Source organism: Pseudomonas frederiksbergensis (assembly GCF_001952935.1).
Taxonomy (GTDB): Bacteria; Pseudomonadota; Gammaproteobacteria; order Pseudomonadales; family Pseudomonadaceae; genus Aquipseudomonas; species Aquipseudomonas frederiksbergensis.
The window spans coordinates 3,108,847-3,130,733 of record NZ_CP018319.1 but is presented as its reverse complement, the minus strand read 5'-3'; the positions used below and the strand labels follow the sequence as shown (position 1 = coordinate 3,130,733).

At 60.8% G+C, this 21,887-nt stretch carries 19 protein-coding genes; 7 read left to right on the top strand and 12 right to left on the bottom strand.

Translation table 11 applies throughout. The features are described from left to right. Positions 1–121 precede the first annotated feature (121 nt). The 5 genes from glyA to serC form a co-directional block, all read right to left on the bottom strand. Complete coding sequence (gene glyA, locus PFAS1_RS14510) at positions 122–1,387, bottom strand: serine hydroxymethyltransferase (RefSeq protein ID WP_076029571.1); 1,266 nt, start codon at positions 1,385–1,387, stop codon at positions 122–124. A gap of 25 nt (positions 1,388–1,412) precedes the next feature. Then, a complete protein-coding gene (locus PFAS1_RS14505; protein ID WP_076029570.1) occupies positions 1,413–2,594 on the bottom strand; it encodes an aspartate aminotransferase family protein in 1,182 nt (393 codons plus the stop codon). A gap of 24 nt (positions 2,595–2,618) precedes the next feature. After that, positions 2,619–3,464 (bottom strand): YggS family pyridoxal phosphate-dependent enzyme, encoded by an 846-nt coding sequence (locus tag PFAS1_RS14500; protein ID WP_076029569.1) that lies wholly within the window; start codon positions 3,462–3,464, stop codon positions 2,619–2,621. Next, positions 3,464–4,717, bottom strand: coding sequence for a benzoate/H(+) symporter BenE family transporter (locus PFAS1_RS14495; RefSeq protein ID WP_076029568.1), 1,254 nt, complete (start codon positions 4,715–4,717; stop codon positions 3,464–3,466). The genes PFAS1_RS14500 and PFAS1_RS14495 overlap by 1 nt, the downstream gene beginning before the upstream one ends. A gap of 124 nt (positions 4,718–4,841) precedes the next feature. Beyond that, positions 4,842–5,924 carry a 3-phosphoserine/phosphohydroxythreonine transaminase gene (serC, locus tag PFAS1_RS14490; RefSeq protein ID WP_076029567.1) on the bottom strand — a complete coding sequence of 361 codons (1,083 nt, stop codon included), beginning with the start codon at positions 5,922–5,924 and terminating at the stop codon, positions 4,842–4,844. 135 nt (positions 5,925–6,059) lie between these two features. On the opposite strand from serC, the gene pdxR reads away from it, so the two are divergent. Next, positions 6,060–7,556 (top strand): MocR-like pyridoxine biosynthesis transcription factor PdxR, encoded by a 1,497-nt coding sequence (gene pdxR / locus PFAS1_RS14485; RefSeq protein ID WP_076029566.1) that lies wholly within the window; start codon positions 6,060–6,062, stop codon positions 7,554–7,556. Here pdxR and PFAS1_RS29740 read toward each other — a convergent pair. Further along, complete coding sequence (locus PFAS1_RS29740; protein WP_198044911.1) at positions 7,553–7,729, bottom strand: hypothetical protein; 177 nt, start codon at positions 7,727–7,729, stop codon at positions 7,553–7,555. The two genes, pdxR and PFAS1_RS29740, sit on opposite strands and share 4 nt — an antisense overlap. A 30-nt stretch (positions 7,730–7,759) precedes the next feature. After that, on the bottom strand, positions 7,760–9,058 hold the full coding sequence (locus PFAS1_RS14480; protein WP_076029565.1) for a serine hydroxymethyltransferase: 1,299 nt from the start codon (positions 9,056–9,058) through the stop codon (positions 7,760–7,762). Between the two features lie 260 nt (positions 9,059–9,318). Here PFAS1_RS14480 and PFAS1_RS14475 point away from each other — a divergent pair, with 260 nt between their 5' ends. From PFAS1_RS14475 to PFAS1_RS14455, 5 genes are all read left to right on the top strand, one after another. Beyond that, positions 9,319–10,650, top strand: coding sequence for an MFS transporter (locus PFAS1_RS14475; protein WP_232252131.1), 1,332 nt, complete (start codon positions 9,319–9,321; stop codon positions 10,648–10,650). A gap of 38 nt (positions 10,651–10,688) precedes the next feature. Then, positions 10,689–11,651 (top strand): AurF N-oxygenase family protein, encoded by a 963-nt coding sequence (locus tag PFAS1_RS14470; protein ID WP_076029564.1) that lies wholly within the window; start codon positions 10,689–10,691, stop codon positions 11,649–11,651. Next, positions 11,648–12,709 (top strand): 2Fe-2S iron-sulfur cluster-binding protein, encoded by a 1,062-nt coding sequence (locus tag PFAS1_RS14465; RefSeq protein ID WP_076029563.1) that lies wholly within the window; start codon positions 11,648–11,650, stop codon positions 12,707–12,709. The genes PFAS1_RS14470 and PFAS1_RS14465 overlap by 4 nt, the downstream gene beginning before the upstream one ends. A 37-nt stretch (positions 12,710–12,746) precedes the next feature. After that, a complete protein-coding gene (locus tag PFAS1_RS14460) occupies positions 12,747–13,457 on the top strand; it encodes a glutamine amidotransferase (RefSeq protein ID WP_076029562.1) in 711 nt (236 codons plus the stop codon). Positions 13,458–13,536: 79 nt separating this feature from the next. Further along, positions 13,537–13,905 carry an antibiotic biosynthesis monooxygenase family protein gene (locus tag PFAS1_RS14455; RefSeq protein ID WP_076029561.1) on the top strand — a complete coding sequence of 123 codons (369 nt, stop codon included), beginning with the start codon at positions 13,537–13,539 and terminating at the stop codon, positions 13,903–13,905. Positions 13,906–14,092: 187 nt separating this feature from the next. Here PFAS1_RS14455 and PFAS1_RS14450 read toward each other — a convergent pair whose 3' ends face one another. Both PFAS1_RS14450 and PFAS1_RS14445 read right to left on the bottom strand, forming a co-directional pair. Then, complete coding sequence (locus PFAS1_RS14450) at positions 14,093–14,623, bottom strand: single-stranded DNA-binding protein (protein WP_008145505.1); 531 nt, start codon at positions 14,621–14,623, stop codon at positions 14,093–14,095. 9 nt (positions 14,624–14,632) lie between these two features. Further along, positions 14,633–16,030 carry an MFS transporter gene (locus PFAS1_RS14445; RefSeq protein ID WP_076029560.1) on the bottom strand — a complete coding sequence of 466 codons (1,398 nt, stop codon included), beginning with the start codon at positions 16,028–16,030 and terminating at the stop codon, positions 14,633–14,635. A 191-nt stretch (positions 16,031–16,221) separates the two neighbouring features. Between PFAS1_RS14445 and uvrA the strand changes: the two genes are divergently transcribed. After that, positions 16,222–19,056: an excinuclease ABC subunit UvrA gene (uvrA, locus tag PFAS1_RS14440; RefSeq protein WP_076029559.1), complete on the top strand. Its 2,835-nt coding sequence runs from the start codon at positions 16,222–16,224 to the stop codon at positions 19,054–19,056. Positions 19,057–19,196: 140 nt separating this feature from the next. On the opposite strand, the gene bfr is transcribed toward uvrA, so the two are convergent. From bfr to rplQ, 3 genes are all read right to left on the bottom strand, one after another. After that, positions 19,197–19,661: a bacterioferritin gene (gene bfr / locus PFAS1_RS14435; protein WP_076029558.1), complete on the bottom strand. Its 465-nt coding sequence runs from the start codon at positions 19,659–19,661 to the stop codon at positions 19,197–19,199. 149 nt (positions 19,662–19,810) lie between these two features. Then, on the bottom strand, positions 19,811–21,265 hold the full coding sequence (locus PFAS1_RS14430; RefSeq protein WP_076029557.1) for a catalase: 1,455 nt from the start codon (positions 21,263–21,265) through the stop codon (positions 19,811–19,813). 209 nt (positions 21,266–21,474) lie between these two features. Continuing rightward, complete coding sequence (gene rplQ, locus PFAS1_RS14425) at positions 21,475–21,861, bottom strand: 50S ribosomal protein L17 (RefSeq protein WP_008145500.1); 387 nt, start codon at positions 21,859–21,861, stop codon at positions 21,475–21,477. Positions 21,862–21,887 lie beyond the last annotated feature (26 nt).

Below are 21,887 nucleotides of genomic sequence, written 5' to 3'. Positions count from 1 at the left end.
TAATGCGCGCACGCTGGCGAACCACAATCGGCGAATGACGCGAGGGTGTGGCCAAGGGGATCGCCTGATAAAACCGTTGAACACCCGGCCACCACCCGATCACGCAATGGCCGGGCCGGACTCAGCGATAGACCGGAAAACGACGGCACAGCGCGACAACCTGTTCGCGCACGTGGTGCTCGACCTTGTCGCTTTCACCGTTTTCCAGGGCGTCCAGTACGTCGCATAACCAGCCGGCCACTTGCTCGCAAGCCTCCACACCAAACCCGCGGGTGGTCACCGCCGGGGTGCCGATACGAAGGCCGGAGGTCACAAACGGTGAGCGCGGGTCATCCGGCACCGAGTTTTTGTTGGCGGTGATATAGGCACTGCTCAGGGCCGCGTCGGCCTCCTTGCCGGTGTATGGTTTGTCGGACAGGTCGATCAGCATCATGTGGTTGTCGGTGCCGCCCGAGACGATCTTGTACCCGCGTTTTTGCAACACCCCGGCCATGGCCCGGGCGTTGATGACCACTTGGGTCTGGTAAATTCTAAACTCCGGCGCAAGCGCTTCCTTGAACGCCACGGCCTTGGCCGCGATCTGGTGCATCAGCGGCCCACCCTGTACGCCGGGAAACACAGCGGAGTCGAGCTTTTTGTAGAAGGCTTCATCCTGTCCCTTGGACAAAATCAAACCGCCGCGTGGCCCGCGCAGGGTTTTGTGCGTGGTGCTGGTGACCACATGCGCATGGGGAAGCGGGTCCGGGTATTCGCCCGCGGCGACCAGCCCGGCGACGTGGGCCATATCGACCCAAAAAATAGCCCCTACCTTGTCGGCAATGCTGCGCATGCGTGCCCAGTCCTTGTACCGCGAATACGCGGAAAAACCACCGATCAACATTTTTGGGCGTGTCTGCAGTGCGATGCGCTCCATCTCGTCATAGTCAAGAAAGCCGGTTTTCGGGTTCAGTCCGTAAGGCACGATGGTGTAGTGACGCCCCGAAAAGTTGGCCGGGTTGCCGTGGGTCAGGTGACCGCCCTGGGCCAGGTTCATGCCCATCACCGTGTCACCGGGGTTGATCAGTGCCAGGAAGACCGCCGCGTTGGCCTGGGCGCCCGCATGGGGTTGCACGTTGGCGTAGTCGCAGTCGAACAGGGCCTTGACCCGCTTGATGGCCAGCCGCTCGGCCACATCGACGTATTCGCAGCCGCTGTAATAACGCTTGCCGGGGTAGCCTTCGGCGTACTTGTTGGTGAGCACCGTGCTCTGGGTTTTCATCACCAGCGGGCTGGCATAGTTTTCCGAGGCGATCAGCTCGATATGGTCTTCCTGGCGATGCTCTTCGTTGTGAATCGATTCATACAGCTCAGGGTCGAAAGCGTTGAGGGTCAGCGTCGAGTCGTACATGGGCAAAGTGTCCTTGGTCAAGAATTCAAGCGGCGGGTGACAGCAGGCGCGTGATGCGCGCGGCGATGTCATCGATTTGTGCGTCATCGCAGATCAGCGGCGGCAACAGGCGCACGGTGGTGCCCCGTGTGACGGTGATCAGCAGACGTTGTTCTTCACGGGCCCGGCCGACCAGTTCGGCGCACGGGCCATTGAGTTCAATGCCGATCATCAAGCCGATGCCGCGAACGGACACCACCTCAGGATGGTTGCCCAGCGCCAGCTTCAAGGCCGCCAACAAGCGCCGGCCCGAGGCGGCAGCGCGTTGCGGGATGTGATCGCGCTGCATGATGTCGAGCACTGTGCAGCCCACGCGGCACGCCAGCGGGTTACCGCCGAACGTGGACGCATGGTGGCCGGGGGAAAACAGCTCGGCGGCCTTGCCCCGCGCCAGGCACGCGCCGATGGGGAAACCGTTGCCCAGCGCTTTGGCCAGGGTAATGACGTCCGGCTCGATGCCCGCATGCTCAAAGCCAAACCAGGCACCGGTGCGGCCCAGCCCGGTCTGCACTTCATCGATCATCATCAGCCAGTCGTGTTCATCACACAGTTGGCGCAGGGCCTGCAGGTAGCCGGCAGAGGCGGCGTGCACGCCTCCCTCACCCTGCACCGGCTCGACGAGCACCGCGACGATATCGGGTGACTGCGCCGCGACCTGGCGAATCGCCTCGATGTTGTCGTAAGGCACTCGCACAAATCCCGGCATCAGGGGCTCGAAGCCGCGATGCACGGCGGGGTTGCCGGTGGCGGCGAGGGTGGCCAGGGTGCGCCCGTGAAAACTGTTGTCCATCACCAACACTTGCGGCTGGGTCACCTGCCGGGCGTTGGCGTGCAGGCGGGCCAGTTTGAGCGCCGCTTCGTTGGCCTCCGCTCCGGAGTTGCAGAAAAACGCCCGTTGCATGCCCGAGAGCAGGCACAGTCGTTCGCCCAATTGCTCCTGCCATGGGATACGAAACAGGTTGGTCGTGTGCAGCAACACCGTGGCCTGTTCGGCGATGGCCGCGGCAATTTCGGGGTTGGCATGCCCCAGGCTCGCCACCGCCACACCGGCGATGGCATCCAGGTATTCAACACCCTCGGTGTCCCACAACGAGGCGCCCTGGCCTCGGCTGAACGAAACCGGTTGTCGGGCTGAGGTGTGCATGAGGTAAGCGGGTGCAGCGGACATTGCGGGCCTTCCTGTAGAGGGGGATCAACGGCTGGTATCGATCGACAACAACGTGTCTTCACTGCGAGGGCGGGCATCGGCGGTCGGCCAGTAGTAGGCATCCGGCATGGCTCGGGCACCGAAGATCGCCTGTCCGACGCGCACCACGGTCGCGCCCTCTTCAATGGCGATTTCAAAGTCGCCCGACATGCCCATCGACAGCTCTTGCAGCGACACCCCATCAGGGGCGCAATGACGCAAGCGGTCGCGCAATTCACGCAGCCGGACGAAGCATGGGCGCACCCGCACCGCGTCGGCCGAGAACAGCGCCAGCGTCATCAACCCGCGAACCCGCAGCGTCGGGAACGCTGGCATATTTTCCAGGAAAGCCGCCACGTCATCGGGCGCCAGCCCGTACTTGCTGGCTTCGCCTGAGGTATTGACCTGGACGAACACGTCCATCTGCCGACCTTCAATGCGCAGGCGACGGTCCAGCGCCTCGGCCACCCGCAGGCTGTCCAGGGCCTGGAACTCACTGGCGAAGCGTGCGACCTGCTTGGCCTTGTTGGTCTGCAAGTGGCCGATCACCGACCATTGCAGGTCTTGCAGGTCGGTCATGGCTTCCCACTTGCGCTGTGCTTCCTGCACTTTGTTCTCGCCCAGCAGGCGGCAACCGGCGGCATAGGCCAGACGCAGATGAGCTTCATCAAAGGTTTTGCTGACCGGCAGCAAGCGCACACCGGCCGGGTCCCGCCCTACCCGACGGCACGCCTCGACAATGCGTTGCTGCACGGCGGCCAGGTTGCGGCGAAAGTCTTCGACACTGTCGGCCTGTGGGTAACGACCATGGCGCGCATGCAGGATGTTCAGGTCTTCGGTTTGATCAGGCATCAGTTGGCCGCTCCTTTGGTGGGCACTGCAACCGGTTCGGCCTGTGGGACCGCAGTCTTTTCACGCCGCGGCAACTGCCCATTGAGCACGGCGTAGGCCGCCAGGCCGATGACCAGGCCCCAGAACGCGCCGCCGATGCCCAACAGGGTGATATTGGCCGCGCAGGCCAGAAAGGTGATCAGCGACGCTTCCCGCGATTTCACGTCCGCCATGGCATTGGCCAGGCTCGCGCCGAGGGTGCCCAACAGTGCCAGCCCGGCCAGGGTGGTGATGAAGGTCGCCGGGAAGGCCATGAACACCGCCGCCAGGGTCACGCCGAAAATCCCCACCAGGATGTAGAAGATGCCCGCGGCCACGCCTGCGATCCAGCGCTTGGACGGGTCTTCAGACGCTTCCTTGCCAGTGCAGATGGCGGCCGTGATGGCCGCGATGTTGAAGGCATGGGAACCGAACGGCGCCATCAGCAAAGAACCCAGCCCGGTCACGCTGAGGATCGGGTTGGCACTGGTGTTGAACCCGTCATTGCGCAGCACCAGCATGCCCGGCATGTACTGCCCCGTGAGGGTGATCAGAAACAGCGGCAACGCCACGCTCAACAACGCATTGATCGAGAACTCGGGGCGTGTGAACACCGGTGTCGCAAACTCCAGCGCCAGCCCCGTGAAATCCACGCGCCCCTGCATCAGCAGAAAGCCAAGCCCCAGCACCAGAATGCCGACCACCGCATAGCGCGCACTCAAGCGCTTGAACAGGATGTAGGCGCCGATCAACACCCCGACCAATAACGGGTCGACGCTCATGCTGGCGAACGCACCGATGCCGAACTGCAACAGGATGCCGCCCAGCAAGCCCGCTGCCACACCGGGCGGGATCAGGCGAACGGCTTTTTCAAAGTAGCCCGACAAGCCCAGCAGCACGAACGCTGCAGCCGAAATCATGTACGCCCCGATGGCCTCGGCGTACGGTGTGGTCGCCAAGGCGACGATCAAAAAAGCCGCCGCCGGGGTCGACCAGGCGGTGATGATCGGCTCGCGGCTCACCCAGCTGAGGAACAGCCCGGTCACCCCTACCCCGATCGACACTGACCAAACCCACGACGCCGTCAACTCAGGGCTGAGCCCTGCGACCTTGGCAGCCTGAAACACCAGGATGAAGGTGCCGCCGTAATTGACGATCACCGAAATCAGCCCGGCAACCACCGGGTGCAGCAGGTCCCGCAGACGCAGGGACGAAAGGAATTGAGTAGATGACATAGGTCTTGGCTCCTTGCTGGACGATGTAATCCGGCCGCTGGTAAGCGGTCATTTATAGCCGTTGAATGGCAGGTTTTACCCCTACGCTTTAACGCAGCAGACCAGACCACTTTGCGCGGTCGGCTCAGCCATGCTCGCGCGCAAACGCGTTCATGAAATCGCACAGCGCCTCGACCGCCTGCACTGAAACGGCGTTGTAGAGGCTGGCGCGCAGGCCGCCGACGCTGGCGTGGCCTTTGAGGCCATTGAGGCCGGCCTGCTCGGCGCTCCGCAAAAAGGCCTTCTCCAGAGCCGCCTCGGCCAGCCGGAAGGGCACGTTGTTGATGGAGCGATACGGTAACTGCACAGGGTTTCGATAAAACCCGTCACTCCCATCGATGGCGCGGTACAGCATTCCCGCCTTGGCCTGGTTGCGTTGATGCAGGGCCTGCAGACCGCCGCTGCGCTTGATCCACTTGAGCGTCAAGCCGGTGAGGTACCAGGAGAAGGTCGCCGGGGTATTGAGCATCGACTGCGCGTCGCTGATGCGCGCGTAGTTGAGAATGTCCGGGGTAAAGGCATGGGAACGCTCCAGCAATGCCGGGTCCACGATGACCACCGTCAACCCGGCCACGCCCATGTTTTTTTGCGCGGCGGCATACACCAGCCCATGCCTGGCGATGTCGATCGGCTTGGACAGCAGGCTTGAACAGGCATCGCACACCAGCGGCGCGTCGCTCGCGGGCGTGTCGATGAACTGCACGCCGTGCACCGTCTCATTCTCGGTGTAGTGCAAATAGGCGGCGTCGGCGTTAAGGCGCCAGTCCGAGGCGTGGGGGACACGGTCGAAACCGGACGCGTGGGCACTGGCAACCACGCGCACATCGCAGTAGCGCCGTGCTGCCTCGATCGCCTTGCCCGACCAGAGGCCGGTGTGCAGGTAGTCCGCCGTGCCTTTATCGCCTATCAGGTTCATCGGCACTTGAGCGAACTGCAACGAGGCGCCCCCTTGCAGAAACAACACTTTGTAGGCGGGCGGCACCCCGAGGATATCGCGCAGGTCCCGTTCGGCCTCGCGGGCCACCGCCATGAACACCTGCGAACGATGGCTGATTTCCATCACGGACATGCCGGTGCCGGCAAAATCGAAAAACTCCTCATGCGCCTGAGCGAGGACGTCCAACGGCACCGCGGTGGGGCCTGCGCTGAAGTTGTGTGACCGAGCCATGGTTGAGTAACTCCTGTTCAAGAACGCTTGCCCTGTGCGTAATCACCGAGGTAAAGCCTGGGGTGGCGAGGGCCAGAGTCTACGGATAAACTGGCCTGCCTTTACCTGCCAATTCATGGAAAGAGAGCAGACCACATGGCGAAGACCTTCGAGCTGGAAACCCTGAAGATGCGCCTCAACGACGCTGAGTTTCAGTTGCTGGATTTGCACCAGCGGATCCAACGTGCGTTGCGTGCGCTGATTCTCGACGGGGCCCTTGACCCCGGCTTGAAACTGCCCGCCACGCGGGTACTGTCCAAGTCACTGGGCTGCGCTCGCGACACCGTTGAGAACGCCTATGTGCAGTTGCATCGGGACGGGTTTATCGTGCGCCGCGAAGGCGCCGGCAGTTACGTCTGCGACACGGTGGGCGTCGAATTGCGCGGTGCCGGCCGCCGACGCCTCAAGGCTCAGGAAGTCAGGAGCAGTGTCGCCGCACCGGGCGCCGAACTCAGCCAACGAGGGCGCATGATCTTCGACACCGGCGGCGTGCGCGATCAGCAAGTCATCAAGGCATTCGCCACCGGCCTGCCGGAAACCCGCAGCTTCCCGACGGATGTCTGGGAGCGTTTGCAGCGCCAGGTCATGAAGGACTATCGCGCGAACGTGCTGCTGCATGGCGATCCACAAGGGGCCGAGCCCCTGCGCAAAGCGATTGCCACCTACCTGAACCTCGAACGCGGCGCCAAATGCTCCCCCGACCAGGTGCTGGTATTGAGCAGTACGCGTCAGGCGTTGTATCTGTGCGCGCAGTTGCTGGTGGACGCCGGCAAACCGATTCTGCTGGAAAACCCCGGCTATTACGGCGCCCGCAAGGCCTTCGAAATCGCCGAAACCAAGGTGCTGCCCATTGATGTCGATGAACGGGGCATCCGCACCGACCTGCTGTACGCCGACCGCAGCGGCGCCAATTGCGTGTATGTCACGCCCTCGCACCAATACCCCACCGGCGCGACGTTGCCGCTGGAGCGGCGTCTTGAGTTGATCAATTGGGCGGCGCAAAAAGGCAAGTGGATCATCGAGGATGACTACGACAGCGAGTTCCATTACGACGGGCAACCCACGGCGTGCGTACAGGGCCTGGACAAGTATCAGCGCACGCTCTACATCGGCACGTTCAGCAAGACGCTCTACCCCGGCCTGCGCATGGGGTATATGGTGCTGCCCTCCGAGCTGGTCAAGCCCTTTGCCTATGCGCGCAGCATGATGGACGGCCACACTCCGCAAATGCTGCAACTGACGCTGGCGCGCTTTATGGAAGACGGCCATTACAACGCGCATGTTCGGGCCATGCGCAAGCTGTATGCCGGACGCCGGTCGATCATGCACGATGCCATCGGCAAGTACTTGAGCACGGTCGTCACCGCCGAACTGCCGCCGGGCGGGTTGCAAATCCCCTGCTTGCTGAAAGCCGGATGGTCCGAGGAAAAAACCATCCGCCAGGCCGCCACTGCCGGCGTGCAACTGTCCGGCCTCAGCGGCTTGTACGCGGGTGACCCGAAGCAACAAGGCTGGCTGCTGGGCTACTCTTCCCTGACCGCGTATGAAATCGAAGCCGCCATGTTGCGCCTGGCCAACGCCCTGAAAATCTAATGGCCCAGCGCATAATTCATCAGCAGCTGCTGAGCCTGGGCGGCCATCCGCGCACGCCTGGGCAGCTTTGGGCATTCAACCGCGATGACGGGTTGAGGCTTGGCAGTGGCGAACAGTCTGAACCGTGACGTACGGGTGGCCGCCAGGCGGCCGGTGGGGATGATCCCGGGCATTGGAATTCCTTTTCAAAAAAGCGCAGGCGGTTAATACGGCAGCCTGAAACGCTTGGTCAGGTCGCTGATGCCTTCACGAATCGAGCGTTCAGTGCGGCCGTCGAGGGCGCCGCTGCGCACACCACCAAGCATGGCCAGAATCATGTCGCCGATCTCCCTGAACTCATCGACCCCCATGCCACGCGAAGTGCACGCCGCACTGCCGAGACGAATGCCGGACGTCACGGTGGGCTTGACCTCATCGCCGGGCACGACATTTTTGTTCACGGTGATGCCGATTGCCTCCAACGCTCGCTCGGCGACATTCCCCACCAGGCCCCAGGGCCGCAGGTCAATCACCCCCAAGTGACAGTCAGTGCCGCCCGACACAACCAACAGTCCACCTTCAGCCAATCGGCCGCACAAGGCCTGGGCATTGGCGACCACGGCGTGGGCATAAGCGCCGAAGGCCGGTTGCAATGCCTCGCCCAGCGCCACGGCCTTGGCCGCTACGGTGTGCATCAGTGCCGCGCCCTGCAGGCCTGGGAATACAGCCGCATTGATCTTCTGCGCAATGGCCTGCTCATTGCACAGGATCATCCCGCCACGCGGACCGCGCAACGTGGCGTGGGTGCTGAGGGTGGTGACGTGGGCGAACGGCACTGGAGACGGATACGCACCACCCGCGACCAGCCCGGCGACGTGGGCGATGTCGGCCATCAGGAACGCACCCACCTCGTCGGCAATCGTGCGAAACCGGGCGAAATCCAGCGTCCGTGAATACGCCGAGGCCCCTGCGATGATCAGGCGTGGGCGTTCTTGTCGGGCGATCTGCTCGACCTGATCCATGTCGACCCTATGGGTCAACGGGTGCACGCCATAGCTGAGGGCCTGAAACCAACGCCCGGACAAGTTGAACGCTGCACCATGGGACAGGTGCCCACCGGACTTGAGATCCAGGCCCAGGATCTTGTCCCCCGGCGCCAACAGAGCCAGAAACACAGCCTGGTTGGCTTGGCTGCCCGAATGGGGTTGCAGGTTGGCATAGGCACAGCTGAACAGTTGCCTGGCCCGATCGATGGCGAGTTCTTCAATTGCATCGACATTGCAGCAACCGGCGTAATAGCGACGCCCTGGGTAGCCCTCGGCATATTTGTTGGTGAGCACCGACCCTTGGGCCTCGAGCACCGCACGACTGACCACGTTTTCGGCGGCGATCAGCTCGATTGACTGCACCTGGCGCTGACGCTCGGCGTCGATGGCGCGCCACACCTCCGCGTCCACCTGGGGCAGCGCAACGCCACTGACCCCTGGCAGCGCGTGGCCCTCCCGATAAGCGAAATGCGGCATGGTCACTCCCTGTGTAAACGTCCGATAACACGCCGCACTACCCTAGCCGCCCACGGACCGGCCAGCCATACCAGTTCGTGCCGACGTTGCAGACCACCGCGCTCAATGGCGCTGCCACACGTCTACGCAGGGGCAGGCGTCGCGGCATCGCAGCCATTCAAAGTGGTCTGATGGACTCATCGGTAATGGACTATCGCGCAAGATCATCGCCTCATTAAGCTCTGCGCCGGTTTTGCCATGCTCATCACACAGGTTTCGCCATGACGATTCGTATCGGGTTGTTGCCTCAGGTCGCCGCAGCGCACTTTGTCAGTCATTTGCACATCATGGTGCTGGCGGCGCTGTTCCCCCTGCTTCCGGCTTTTTTCAACGTGGATTATGTCGAGCTGGGCCTGGCCTTGAGCCTGTTCAATATCGTCACGGCGCTGGTACAGGCGCCCATGGGGTTTGCCGTGGACCGCCACGGTGCCAGGCGCTTGCTGTTGGTCGCGCTGGCACTGGGCAGCAGCAGTTTCCTGCTGATTGCACTCCTGCCCGGCTACACCTGTTTGTTGATCGGCATGGCGCTGGCCGGCGTCGCCAACGCCATTTATCACCCGGCCGACTACGCCCTGCTGTCCCGACACATTGACCCCGCCCACATCGGCAAGGCGTTCTCCGTGCATACCTTTGCCGGTTTCCTTGGCGCGGCCGTGGCCCCTGTGTTTTTGCTGGGTATCGCAGTGGCGAGCACCCCGGCCATGGCCTTCGCGGCGGCGGCACTGGTGGGGTTTGTCGCGCTGGCGCTGTTGTTGATCCCGGGCTCCGCACTGGCCCGGGTCAGTCGCCCGCATCCCGCCGCCGCCCCGACACCCCTCGGCGCCCGTCGCCTGTCACTGCTCTCGCCTATGGTGCTAAGCCTGACCCTGTTGTTCGTGCTGCTGAACCTGAGCACCGGCGCGATTGAGAAGTTCTCGGTCGCCGCCCTGATGCAAGGCCAGGGCGTGGCCTTGACCTGGGCCAACTCGGCGTTGACCGCCTTCCTCTTTGCCAGCGCCTTCGGCGTGCTGGCAGGGGGAGCCTTGGCCGACCGGACCCGCCGCCATGGCGTAGTGGCAGCCAGCGCGTTTGCCTTGGCCACCGTGCTGATGCTGCTGGTCGCCACGGCACGCTTGAGCGAGCCGGCGCTGCTGGTTGTGCTGGGAACAGCGGGTTTCCTGACCGGGGTGATTGCACCGTCCCGCGACATGCTGGTACGTGCGGCCGCCCCGAAGGGCGCCGAAGGCAAAACCTTCGGCATCGTCTCTACCGGTTTCAATATCGGTGGCGCCATCGGCCCCGTCGGGTTCGGCTGGCTGCTCGACCAAGGCCACCCCGAGGCAATTTTCTGGGCCAGCGCCGCCTTCATGGGCCTGACCGTTGTACTGACCCTGATGCAGGAGCGATCCATGGCCAGGACCCGAAAAGTGATGGCACTCCAAATGGCATTCAAGCGACCTGGGTCAATAGCCCCATTGTGTTTTTGCCGCAGACTTGGAGGGCACCGTCCCGCATTTATTGCGCGGCACCCCCGCTTGTGCGGACCCGTTATTTTTGCAAGGACTGCACGGTAAACCCGAACACCAATAGCCGATTTCTTTGGAGTTAAAACATGGAACGTTTGAATTGTGGTACCGATGACGTGGTAAAAAACATGCTGGCCAAACTATCCACGCTCTGGAAAACCCGCGCCGCCGTCAACAACCCGCAACCGAACTACTGGGGCCTCGCCTTTGATGCCGACAAGCACGACTTCAGTCTGTCGCTGCTGCCGTTTCGTCATCACCAGGCCTGGCTCGAAGCCCCCCAGGACCTGCAATCCAAATGCCTGTCCTACGCGTGGGGCATCTACAACCTCAAGACCATCTACATCGAATGCAATGTGGTCGTGCCGGCCTGCGAGGACATTATCAAAACCCCGCCGCCGAGCAACAACCGCGCCCTGCTGCAGGACGTGATGTCTCAGGCACTGCTTGACGAAGCCCTGCACACGCGCATGTCCATCATGGCCTGCAACTATATCTATGACATGCGCAAACTCACCCCGCTGGATTTCAGCGCCTTCAACCTGGTGACCTGGCGCGAGGCCCTACTGGCAAACTGCACCGCAGAATGGGAGCGACGCCTGACCCGCTTCGGCGTCGCGTGCGCCAGCGAAACGCTGATCACCGACTACCTCAAGACTATGGCCGAGGACGGCAGCATTCAGGCGGTGTGCCATGAGGTCACGCGCACCCATGCCATGGATGAGTGGAGCCATTCCAGCGTCTTCAGCTTCGTCGCTTCCGACATCGTCAATGGCCTGAGCCGCAAGGAACGCGAGTACCTGCGCTCGATCATCCTGCGCACGGTGCAGATGTTCGCCAATAACGAAATGGGCGCATGGTCCACCGTGTTTTCGATGCTGGATTTCCCCCATGCCGGCGAGATCCTGCATGACGTGGGCGACAACAACGAAATCAGCGTCTACACCGACTCGCTCGAAGCCCTGATAGACCGGATCGGCTTGAACGGCAACGGCCTCAGCAGTGCCGAGCATGCCATTGAAACCTTAGGCGAGAAGGCCCGCGCATGAACGCCATGACATCTCTCCAGGCGCTGTGCGAACACGTGACCATTGAAACGGCCAACGTAAAAGTCTTCACCCTGCGCGCGGTGGGCGCACCCGCCGAATTCCTCGACAGCCTGGAGGCAGGAAAACACGTGGCCCTGTACGCCGCTGACATGGCAGGCACCCATCACCAGCGGCTGTATTCGATCACGCGCAAGCGCGGCGCCGACCGGTTCGACATTGCGGTCAAGCGCGAAGGCCATGGCGGGGTTTCGGACCAGTTGCACGCTACGCTGCAAGCCGGCTCGACCATCTCGGTGCAGTTTGTGGCGGGTGATATTTCGCTGGCGTCGGTTCTGGGTTGCCGACAAGTCGGCATGCTCGCCGGCGGTATCGGCATCACCTTGCCGATTGCGTTACTACGCGGCCTGGTCGAGCGCGCGCGACGCGGACTGGCGGTGCCCGATGTGAGTCTGCTGCTGTGTGTGCCGTCCATCGCCGAGATTTCGTTTCTACATGAGTTGCTGGAGCTTGAGATGACCACATCGTGGTTCTCCTTGCAGGTGTTCGTCACCCGCGAAGCGGTACACAACAACGGACACTTCAGCGCCGGTCGTCCCCAAGGCCAGGACCTGAGCCGGCTGGGTAACCCCGAGAGCGTGGTGATCTGCGGGAGCCATGGCTTCGCCCAGGGCATGCGCGAACACGCGCTGGCCATGTTCCCCGCCAGCCGCTTGCTGATCGAGTCATTCACGCCACCGGCCGCGCCGGTCACCGCCGCACAGACCGAGGCCCAGACTGACGCGACGCTGCGCCTGTACTTGAACCACAACGATCAGCTGCTGGAGCTTCCCGCCGGCAAGAGTTTGCTGGATATGCTCGAAACCAACGGCATTGCGGTGCGCAGCCTTTGCCGCGCCGGCATCTGCGGTCACTGCCGGCTGAAGGTGTCGGAGGGTCACTACACCCTTGAGCCCGACTTTTGCCTGACGGACAAGGACAAGGACGAAGGCTACGCCCTCGCCTGCTGCACCTTCCCGCAATCCGGGACGATCAAGGTCGACCTCACCACCACGGCATGAACCGTTACCGTGCTTACTTCAACAACTGGGTTTTTCCATGAAAACTGCCATTGCATTGCGCCACATTCACTTCGAAGACGTTGGCACCCTGGATGCCGTTCTGGCCGAAGAAGGCTATACGCTGATTTACCTGGACCCCACGGTCGACGCCATCTACAGCGAGCAGGTGTTGCAGGCCGACTTGCTGATCGTACTCGGCGGTCCTATCGGGGCCTATGACGAGCAGCTGTATCCGTTTTTGCACGACGAATTGAAGCTGGTGCGCCAGCGCGTTGCGTCCGGTAATCCCCTGCTGGGCATCTGCCTCGGTGCGCAATTGATCGCCCGGGCCATGCATGCCGACGTCTACCCGATGGGGGTCAAGGAGATCGGTTTTTCACCGCTGACCCTGACCGCGGCCGGTCAAGACTCGCCGCTCGCCGCGCTGATGGACACCCCCGTGCTGCACTGGCACGGCGACCAGTTCGATGTGCCGGAAGGTGCTGTGCTGCTGGCCAGTACCCAGGTGGGTGCTCATCAGGCGTTTGCCGTGGGCAACACGATTCTCGGCCTGCAATTTCACCTCGAAGCCGATACCGCCAACATCGAGCAATGGCTGGTTGGCCATGCCAGCGAACTGGCTCAAACCGGCATCGATCCTGTTGCGTTGCGGAGCGAGGCCATTAACCTCGGCGACCGCCTGACCCGCGCTGCGGGCCACGTCATGCGGGCCTGGCTGAACAACCTGGGCACCCCGATAAAACACTAAAGGCGGCCGGACAACCTCCCACCGCATTTACACCGTGTAAAACCACCTGAAAAATACCGTCAAGGATGAGGAGTCAAAAATGATCGTAGTTTTGTTTGAGTTGCAGGCACTGCCAGGCCAGGGCCAGACCTATGTTGACCTGGTCAACAAGCTGACCCCGCTTCTTGAACCCATGGACGGGTTTATCTCCGTCGAGTGCTTTCAAAGCACGCTGAACCCCAAGAAGGTGATGTCGGTCACAACCTGGCGCGATGAGGAAGCCGTGGTGCAGTGGCGCAACGTGACAGCCCACCTGTCGGCCCAGCGCGCCGGGCGCGACAAAATCTTCGATGACTATCGCGTGCGCGTGACATCGGTGATTCGTGATTACGGCCTGCGTGATCGCGAACAGGCACCGTACAACGTAGTGGTCGACGGTAAACCCGCCACGGCTGCCGCGGTGGTATAACGCCGTATTCTCGTCAGCTGCACAGGGGCGAGGGAGCAAATTGCAGGTCAGCTTTACACGTGGCAAAAAAAACCCTCCTGGCTTTACAGCAAAGAGGGTTTTCATCTAACGCTAAAAGGTTCAGCGCGTAAGGAGTCTTAGCTCCTAAAGCCCCCGCTTACCTTTACCACCAAATATTAGGTAGGAATTAGAACGGGATATCGTCATCAAAGCTGTCGAAATCCGGAGCCGGTTGCGGAGCAGCCTGCTGTGGAGCCGGCGCCTGACGCGACTGTTGCGGTGCTGCCGACTGCTGCGGACGCGGAGCCTGCTGGCGTGGAGCCGGGGCGGACTGCTGATAGTTATTGCCCCCGCCTTGTTGGTCGCCCTGCTGTGGACGGCCGCCCAGCAGCTGCATGGTGCCTTGCATGTCGACCACGATTTCAGTGGTGTAACGCTTGATACCGTCTTTTTCCCACTCGCGGGTCTGCAGCTTGCCTTCGATGTAGACCTGCGAACCTTTGCGCAGGTACTCGCCGGCGATTTCGGCCACTTTGCCGAACATCGACACACGGTGCCATTCGGTCTTCTCGACCTTCTGACCGGTTTGCTTGTCGGTCCACTGTTCGCTGGTCGCCAGACTCAGGTTGGTCACGGCGTTACCGTTAGGCAAGTAGCGAACTTCGGGATCCTGGCCGCAAGTGCCGACCAATATGACTTTGTTAACCCCACGGGCCATAACGTTCTCCTAGGCTACGCACGCTGCCCCGGCCGGGTTGTTCACCAGGCGCTCAAGGGTGGTGCGATCCAATAGTTCTGTGTCCAATTTGATGTAAATCGCTGCTTCATCAGCAACGATCACCGCATCTGTTACCCCTACGACGGCCTTCAGGCGCTCAACCAGACCCGCTTCGCGGATCGCCTCGGGCGACAACGGCAAGCGCAGGCTCGTGACATAGGGTGGTTCGCGCATGGTAACAGCAAAGGCCAGCCAGAGGGCAGCCAGGCCGGCGCATCCAAGGAATACAACCGACAAACCGCCATGCTGGAACAGCCAACCGCCGAGGATGCCACCGAGCGCCGAACCAAGGAACTGGCTGGTGGAATAAACCCCCATGGCCGTGCCCTTGCCGCCTGCCGGTGAAACCTTGCTGATCAGCGATGGCAGAGAAGCTTCCAGCAAGTTGAACGCGGTAAAGAACACCACTGTCCCGATCACCAGAGCTCGCAAGCTATCGCCGAACTGCCAGAAGAATAGCTCAGTGAGCATCAGCGTCGCGACGGCGCCGAGTAAAACTCGTTTCATTTTGCGTTTCTTCTCGCCGTAGATAATGAACGGGATCATGGCGAAGAAGGAAATCAGCAGCGCAGTGAGGTAGACCCACCAGTGCTGCTCTTTGGGCAGCCCGGCTTTTTCGACCAGCGCCAGAGGCAACGCAACGAAGCTCGACATCAACATCGCGTGCAACACAAAAATACCCAGGTCCAGGCGCAGGAGGTCGGGGTGCTTGAGCGTCGGTATCAGCGCCTGGCGCGCAACACCGGATTCGCGGTGCTGCAACGGCCCGGTCGAGCGCGGCACCATGAACATCACGATCACGATGCCGAACAACGCCATGCCGCCCGTGGCGAGGAACAATCCGGACAGGCCGAAGGCGCGGGTCACCAACGGTCCTACAACCATCGCGACAGCGAACGACAGACCAATCGTCATGCCAATCATGGCCATGGCTTTGGTCCGATGCTGTTCACGGGTCAGGTCTGACAGCAACGCCATCACCGCCGCAGAAATCGCCCCGGCGCCTTGCAGGATTCGTCCGGCGATCACGCCCCAGATCGAATCGGCATTGGCCGCCAGCACGCTACCGAGGGCAAAAATGATCAAACCCAGGTAAATCACCGGACGACGGCCGATGCGGTCGGAAATGAAGCCGAAAGGAATCTGGAAGATCGCCTGGGTCAGGCCGTAGGCGCCAATCGCCAGCCCGATGAGGGCTGGGGTCGCTCCTGCCAGATCCATCCCATAGGTCGCCAGTACCGGCAACACCATGAACATGCCAAGCATACGGAAGGCGAACACCAGGGCCAGACCGCTTGCCGCGCGTGTCTCACTGCCACTCATGCGTTCGCTGTGGGGATCGTGCATGGAAAAACCTCATGTGAACCGGCGGCGATTCTACCAGTCCCATCGATTGACGGGGTATATCGCGACGCTTTGACGCGCTCTGCTGACAGACTCTTCATGTAAGCCTGCAACCCGCTCATTCGATAGTGTGCATCCATCCAGTATTTGGCCGTATACTCCTACGTTTTCGACGCCCGCCGAGCGAGGCCACTTTGGACAAGATCCTGATTCGTGGGGCCCGAACCCACAACCTGAAGAACATCGACCTGACCCTGCCACGGGACAAACTGATCGTCATCACCGGCCTGTCCGGCTCCGGAAAATCATCCCTGGCATTCGACACGCTGTATGCCGAAGGCCAGCGCCGCTACGTCGAATCGCTGTCGGCGTACGCCCGGCAATTTTTGTCGATGATGGAAAAACCTGACGTCGACACCATTGAAGGTCTGTCGCCAGCCATTTCCATCGAACAGAAGTCGACCTCGCACAACCCGCGTTCGACAGTCGGCACCATCACCGAAATCTACGACTACCTGCGCCTGCTTTATGCACGCGTGGGTATTCCGCGTTGCCCGGATCACGACATTCCGCTGGAAGCGCAGACCGTCAGCCAGATGGTCGACCTGGTCCTCGCCCAACCGGAGGGCAGCAAGCTCATGCTGCTGGCCCCGGTGATCCGCGAGCGTAAAGGCGAACACCTTTCGGTCTTCGAAGAACTGCGCGCCCAGGGCTTTGTGCGAGCCCGGGTCAACGGCCGGCTCTGTGAGCTGGACGAATTGCCGAAGCTGGATAAGCAGAAGAAGCACTCGATCGATGTGGTGGTCGACCGCTTCAAGGTCCGCGCTGACCTGCAGCAGCGCCTGGCCGAGTCGTTCGAGACCGCGCTGAAGCTAGCGGACGGGATTGCCCTGGTCGCGCCGATGGACGACGAGCCCGGCGAAGAGATCATCTTCTCCGCGCGCTTCGCCTGCCCGATCTGCGGCCATGCCATCAGCGAGCTGGAACCCAAGCTGTTCTCCTTCAACAACCCGGCCGGCGCTTGCCCGACTTGCGATGGCCTGGGGGTCAAGCAGTTCTTCGACATCAAGCGACTGGTCAATGGCGATCTGACGCTGGCCGAGGGTGCGATTCGCGGGTGGGACCGGCGCAACGTCTATTACTTCCAGATGCTCGGCTCGTTGGCTTCGCACTACAAGTTCAGCCTGGAAGTACCGTTCAACGACCTGCCGGCCGATCAGCAGAAGTTCATCCTGCACGGCAGCGGATCGCAGAACGTCGACTTCAAATACCTGAACGACCGTGGCGACATCGTCAAACGTTCGCACCCGTTCGAAGGCATCGTGCCGAATCTGGAACGTCGCTACCGCGAAACCGAGTCCGCCTCGGTGCGTGAAGAGCTGGCCAAGTTCCTCAGCACCCAGCATTGCCCGGATTGCCGCGGTACTCGCCTGCGTCGTGAAGCCCGGCATGTGTGGGTGGGCGAGAAGACGCTTCCGGCGGTGACCAATCTGCCGATTGGCGATGCCTGTGAATATTTCGGTGGACTGAAACTGACTGGCCGTCGCGGTGAAATTGCCGACAAGATTCTCAAGGAAATTCGCGAGCGACTGCAGTTCCTGGTCAACGTCGGCCTGGACTATTTGTCGCTGGATCGCAGTGCCGACACTTTGTCCGGTGGTGAAGCGCAGCGTATCCGTCTGGCCAGCCAGATCGGCGCAGGCCTGGTGGGCGTTCTGTACATTCTCGACGAACCGTCGATTGGTTTGCACCAGCGGGACAACGATCGGCTGCTCGGCACCCTCAAGCACCTGCGGGATATCGGCAACACGGTGATCGTGGTCGAGCACGACGAAGATGCGATTCGCCTGGCTGACTACGTGGTGGATATCGGTCCGGGTGCGGGTGTACACGGCGGACATATCGTCGCCGAAGGTACGCCGGCCGAGGTGATGGCTCATCCAGATTCGCTGACCGGCAAATACCTGTCGGGCCGGGTGAAGATTGCAGTCCCGGCCAAACGCACGCCGCGTAACAAGAAGTTGTCGCTGTCCCTCAAAGGCGCCCGTGGCAATAACTTGCGCAATGTCGATCTGGACATTCCAATCGGCCTGCTGACCTGTGTCACCGGCGTGTCCGGCTCGGGCAAGTCAACGCTGATCAACAACACCCTGTTCCCGCTTAGCGCTACGGCATTGAACGGTGCGACGACGCTCGAAGCGGCCGCTCACGACAGCATCAAAGGTCTGGAGCATCTGGATAAGGTTGTCGATATCGACCAGAGCCCGATCGGTCGAACGCCACGCTCCAACCCCGCGACCTATACCGGGTTGTTCACACCGATCCGCGAACTGTTCGCCGGTGTCCCGGAGTCCCGCTCCCGCGGTTATGGCCCTGGACGCTTCTCCTTCAACGTGAAGGGCGGACGCTGCGAAGCCTGTCAGGGCGATGGACTGATCAAGGTGGAAATGCACTTCCTGCCGGACATCTATGTCCCGTGCGACGTCTGCAAGAGCAAGCGCTACAACCGCGAAACCCTGGAGATCAAGTACAAGGGCAAGAGCATCCACGAAACCCTCGAGATGACGATCGAGGAAGCGCGGGTGTTCTTCGACGCGGTTCCGGCCTTGGCGCGCAAGCTTCAGACCCTGATGGATGTCGGCCTGTCGTACATCAAACTCGGGCAATCGGCGACCACGCTGTCGGGTGGTGAAGCCCAGCGGGTGAAGCTGTCCCGTGAACTGTCCAAGCGCGATACCGGCAAGACGCTGTATATCCTCGATGAGCCGACGACTGGCCTGCACTTCGCGGATATTCAGCAATTGCTCGACGTGTTGCATCGCCTGCGCGACCACGGCAACACTGTGGTGGTGATCGAACATAACCTTGATGTGATCAAGACGGCCGACTGGCTGGTGGATCTTGGGCCGGAAGGCGGCTCCAAGGGCGGACAGATCATCGCCGTCGGTACGCCAGAGGAAGTGTCGGAGATGAAACAGTCGCACACCGGCTTCTATCTCAAACCGCTGTTGGCACGCGACAAGGCCTGAATCGGGCCCACGAAAAAGCCCCTGTCACTTCATCGGTGACAGGGGCTTTTTTGTGTCTTGCCTCTGTAGGAGCAAAGCTTGCTCGCGATGGCGATTTCGAGAACGCCATCGCAGGCAAGCCGTGCTCCTACAAAGCAGAATCAGAACTGCGATTGCAGGTAATTCTCCAGACCAATCAACTTGATCAGACCCATCTGCTTTTCAAGCCAGTAGGTATGGTCTTCTTCGGTGTCATGCAGTTGAACACGCAGCATCTCGCGGCTGACGTAGTCCTTGTGCTGCTCGCAGAGCTCGATGCCCTTGCAGAGCGCGGCGCGTACTTTGTATTCCAGACGCAGGTCAGCGGCGAGCATGTCTGGCACAGTGGTGCCCACGTCAAGGTCGTCTGGACGCATGCGTGGCGTGCCTTCGAGCATCAGAATCCGACGCATCAGGGCATCAGCGTGCCCGGCTTCTTCTTCCATCTCGTGGTTGATACGTTCGTAGAGCTTGGTGAAACCCCAGTCCTCATACATCCGCGAATGGACGAAATATTGATCACGGGCTGCCAGTTCGCCGGTCAGCAACGTGTTGAGGTAATCGATTACGTCTGGGTGGCCTTGCATCGCCCTACATCTCCCTGCTTGAAAGTCTGTAGTTTGAACCAAGCAGACTGTTTGGTCACTCTGCTTGCGCGATAAAAGCGAAGATATTCTGAGAAAAGTGGTTCAAATAACGCAAAAACCGCCCAAATGAGGGCGGTTCTGCTTCTCGTTTAGACTTCGTTAAGCTGTACGCCCAACGCCTTTGCGATTGCTTCTCCATACGCCGGATCGGCCTTGAAGAAGTGCTGCAGTTGACGATCAATCACATCACCGGAAACGCCCGCCATGGCACCAGCAATGTTGTTGATCAGCAGCGTTTTCTGCGCATCGCTCATCAGTCGGAACAGCGCACCCGCATGGCTGTAGTAGTCAGTATCTTCGCGATGATCGTAACGATCTGCCGCTCCACTCAGCGCTAGCGCTGGCTCTGCATAGCGAGGGACTTGTTTCGGCGATTCGATGTAGCTGTTCGGCTCGTAGTTAGGGGTCGCACCGCCATTGCTGCCAAACGCCATCGAACCGTCGCGCTGATAGCTGTTCACCGGACTACGAGGCGCGTTCACCGGCAATTGCTGATGGTTAGTGCCAATGCGGTAGCGGTGAGCATCGGCGTAAGCGAATACTCGACCTTGCAGCATGCGGTCAGGAGACAAACCAACCCCCGGCACCATGTTGCTTGGCCCGAACGCCGCTTGCTCGACTTCAGCAAAATAGTTCTGCGGGTTGCGGTTAAGCTCCAACTCACCCACTTCGATCAGCGGAAACTCTTTCTGCGACCAGGTCTTGGTCACGTCAAACGGGTTCTCGTAGTGCGCCGCTGCCTGAGCCTCGGTCATGATCTGGATGCACACGCGCCATTTCGGAAAATCACCGCGCTCGATCGCGCCGAACAGATCACGCTGTGCGTAATCTGGATCGGTACCCGCAAGGCGTGCTGCTTCTGCTGGTGCCAGGTTTTTTATCCCTTGCTTGGTCTTGTAGTGCCACTTAACCCAGTGACGCTCGCCATTGGCGTTGATCAGGCTGTAGGTGTGGCTGCCGAAGCCGTGCATGTGACGGTAGCCATCGGGGATGCCGCGGTCCGAGAACAGAATGGTGACCTGATGTAACGCCTCAGGTGAGTGCGACCAGAAGTCCCACATCATTTGCGCGCTTTTCAGATTGCTTTGCGGCAGACGTTTCTGGGTATGAATAAAGTCCGGGAATTTCAAAGGATCGCGGATAAAGAACACTGGTGTGTTGTTGCCGACGATGTCCCAGTTGCCTTCTTCGGTGTAGAACTTCAGCGCGAAACCACGAGGATCGCGCTCGGTATCTGCAGAACCGCGCTCACCGCCCACAGTGGAAAACCGCAGGAAGGTTGGCGTTTGCTTGCCAACAGACTCAAACAGTTTGGCGCTGGTGTACTCGGTGATGTCACGAGTGACGGTGAACGTACCGTAAGCACCCGAACCTTTGGCGTGTACGCGGCGCTCAGGGATGTTTTCGCGGTTGAAGTGAGCAAGCTTCTCGATCAGGTGAAAGTCGTCGAGCAGCAGCGGGCCACGAGGGCCGGCGGAACGAGAATTCTGGTTATCAGCGACAGGAGCGCCACTGGCGGTGGTAAGGGTTTTATTTGGGCTCATGCGATATCTTCCTTTGTCAGTCTTTCCTACTGCCGGCTAATCGGCTGAAAGGGAGTATTGACCATCAACATGACACCATCAAATTCATTAAATTGTGAGAATCGATAGATAAATACTAATACAGCATTCTCGCCGAGGCTTTTCGATACTTTTCGAGCGCACACAAAAAACCGGGCACTAGGCCCGGTTCTTCGTTTCAGACTGACGTCTTACTCAGCGGATACAGCTTCACCACCGGCAGGACGATCAACCAACTCGACGTACGCCATAGGCGCGTTGTCGCCAGTGCGGAAACCGCACTTGAGGATGCGCAGGTAGCCACCCTCACGGGTAGCGTAACGCTTGCCCAGGTCGTTGAAGAGCTTACCAACGATAGCTTTCGAACGAGTACGGTCGAAAGCCAGACGGCGGTTAGCCAGGCTGTCTGTCTTGGCCAAAGTGATCAGCGGCTCAGCAACGCGACGCAGTTCTTTAGCTTTCGGCAGTGTAGTTTTGATCAGCTCGTGCTCGAACAGCGACACTGCCATGTTTTGAAACATGGCCTTGCGGTGCGAGCTGGTGCGGCTCAGGTGACGACCACTTTTACGATGACGCATGGTTCATTCCTTACCAAACACGACGT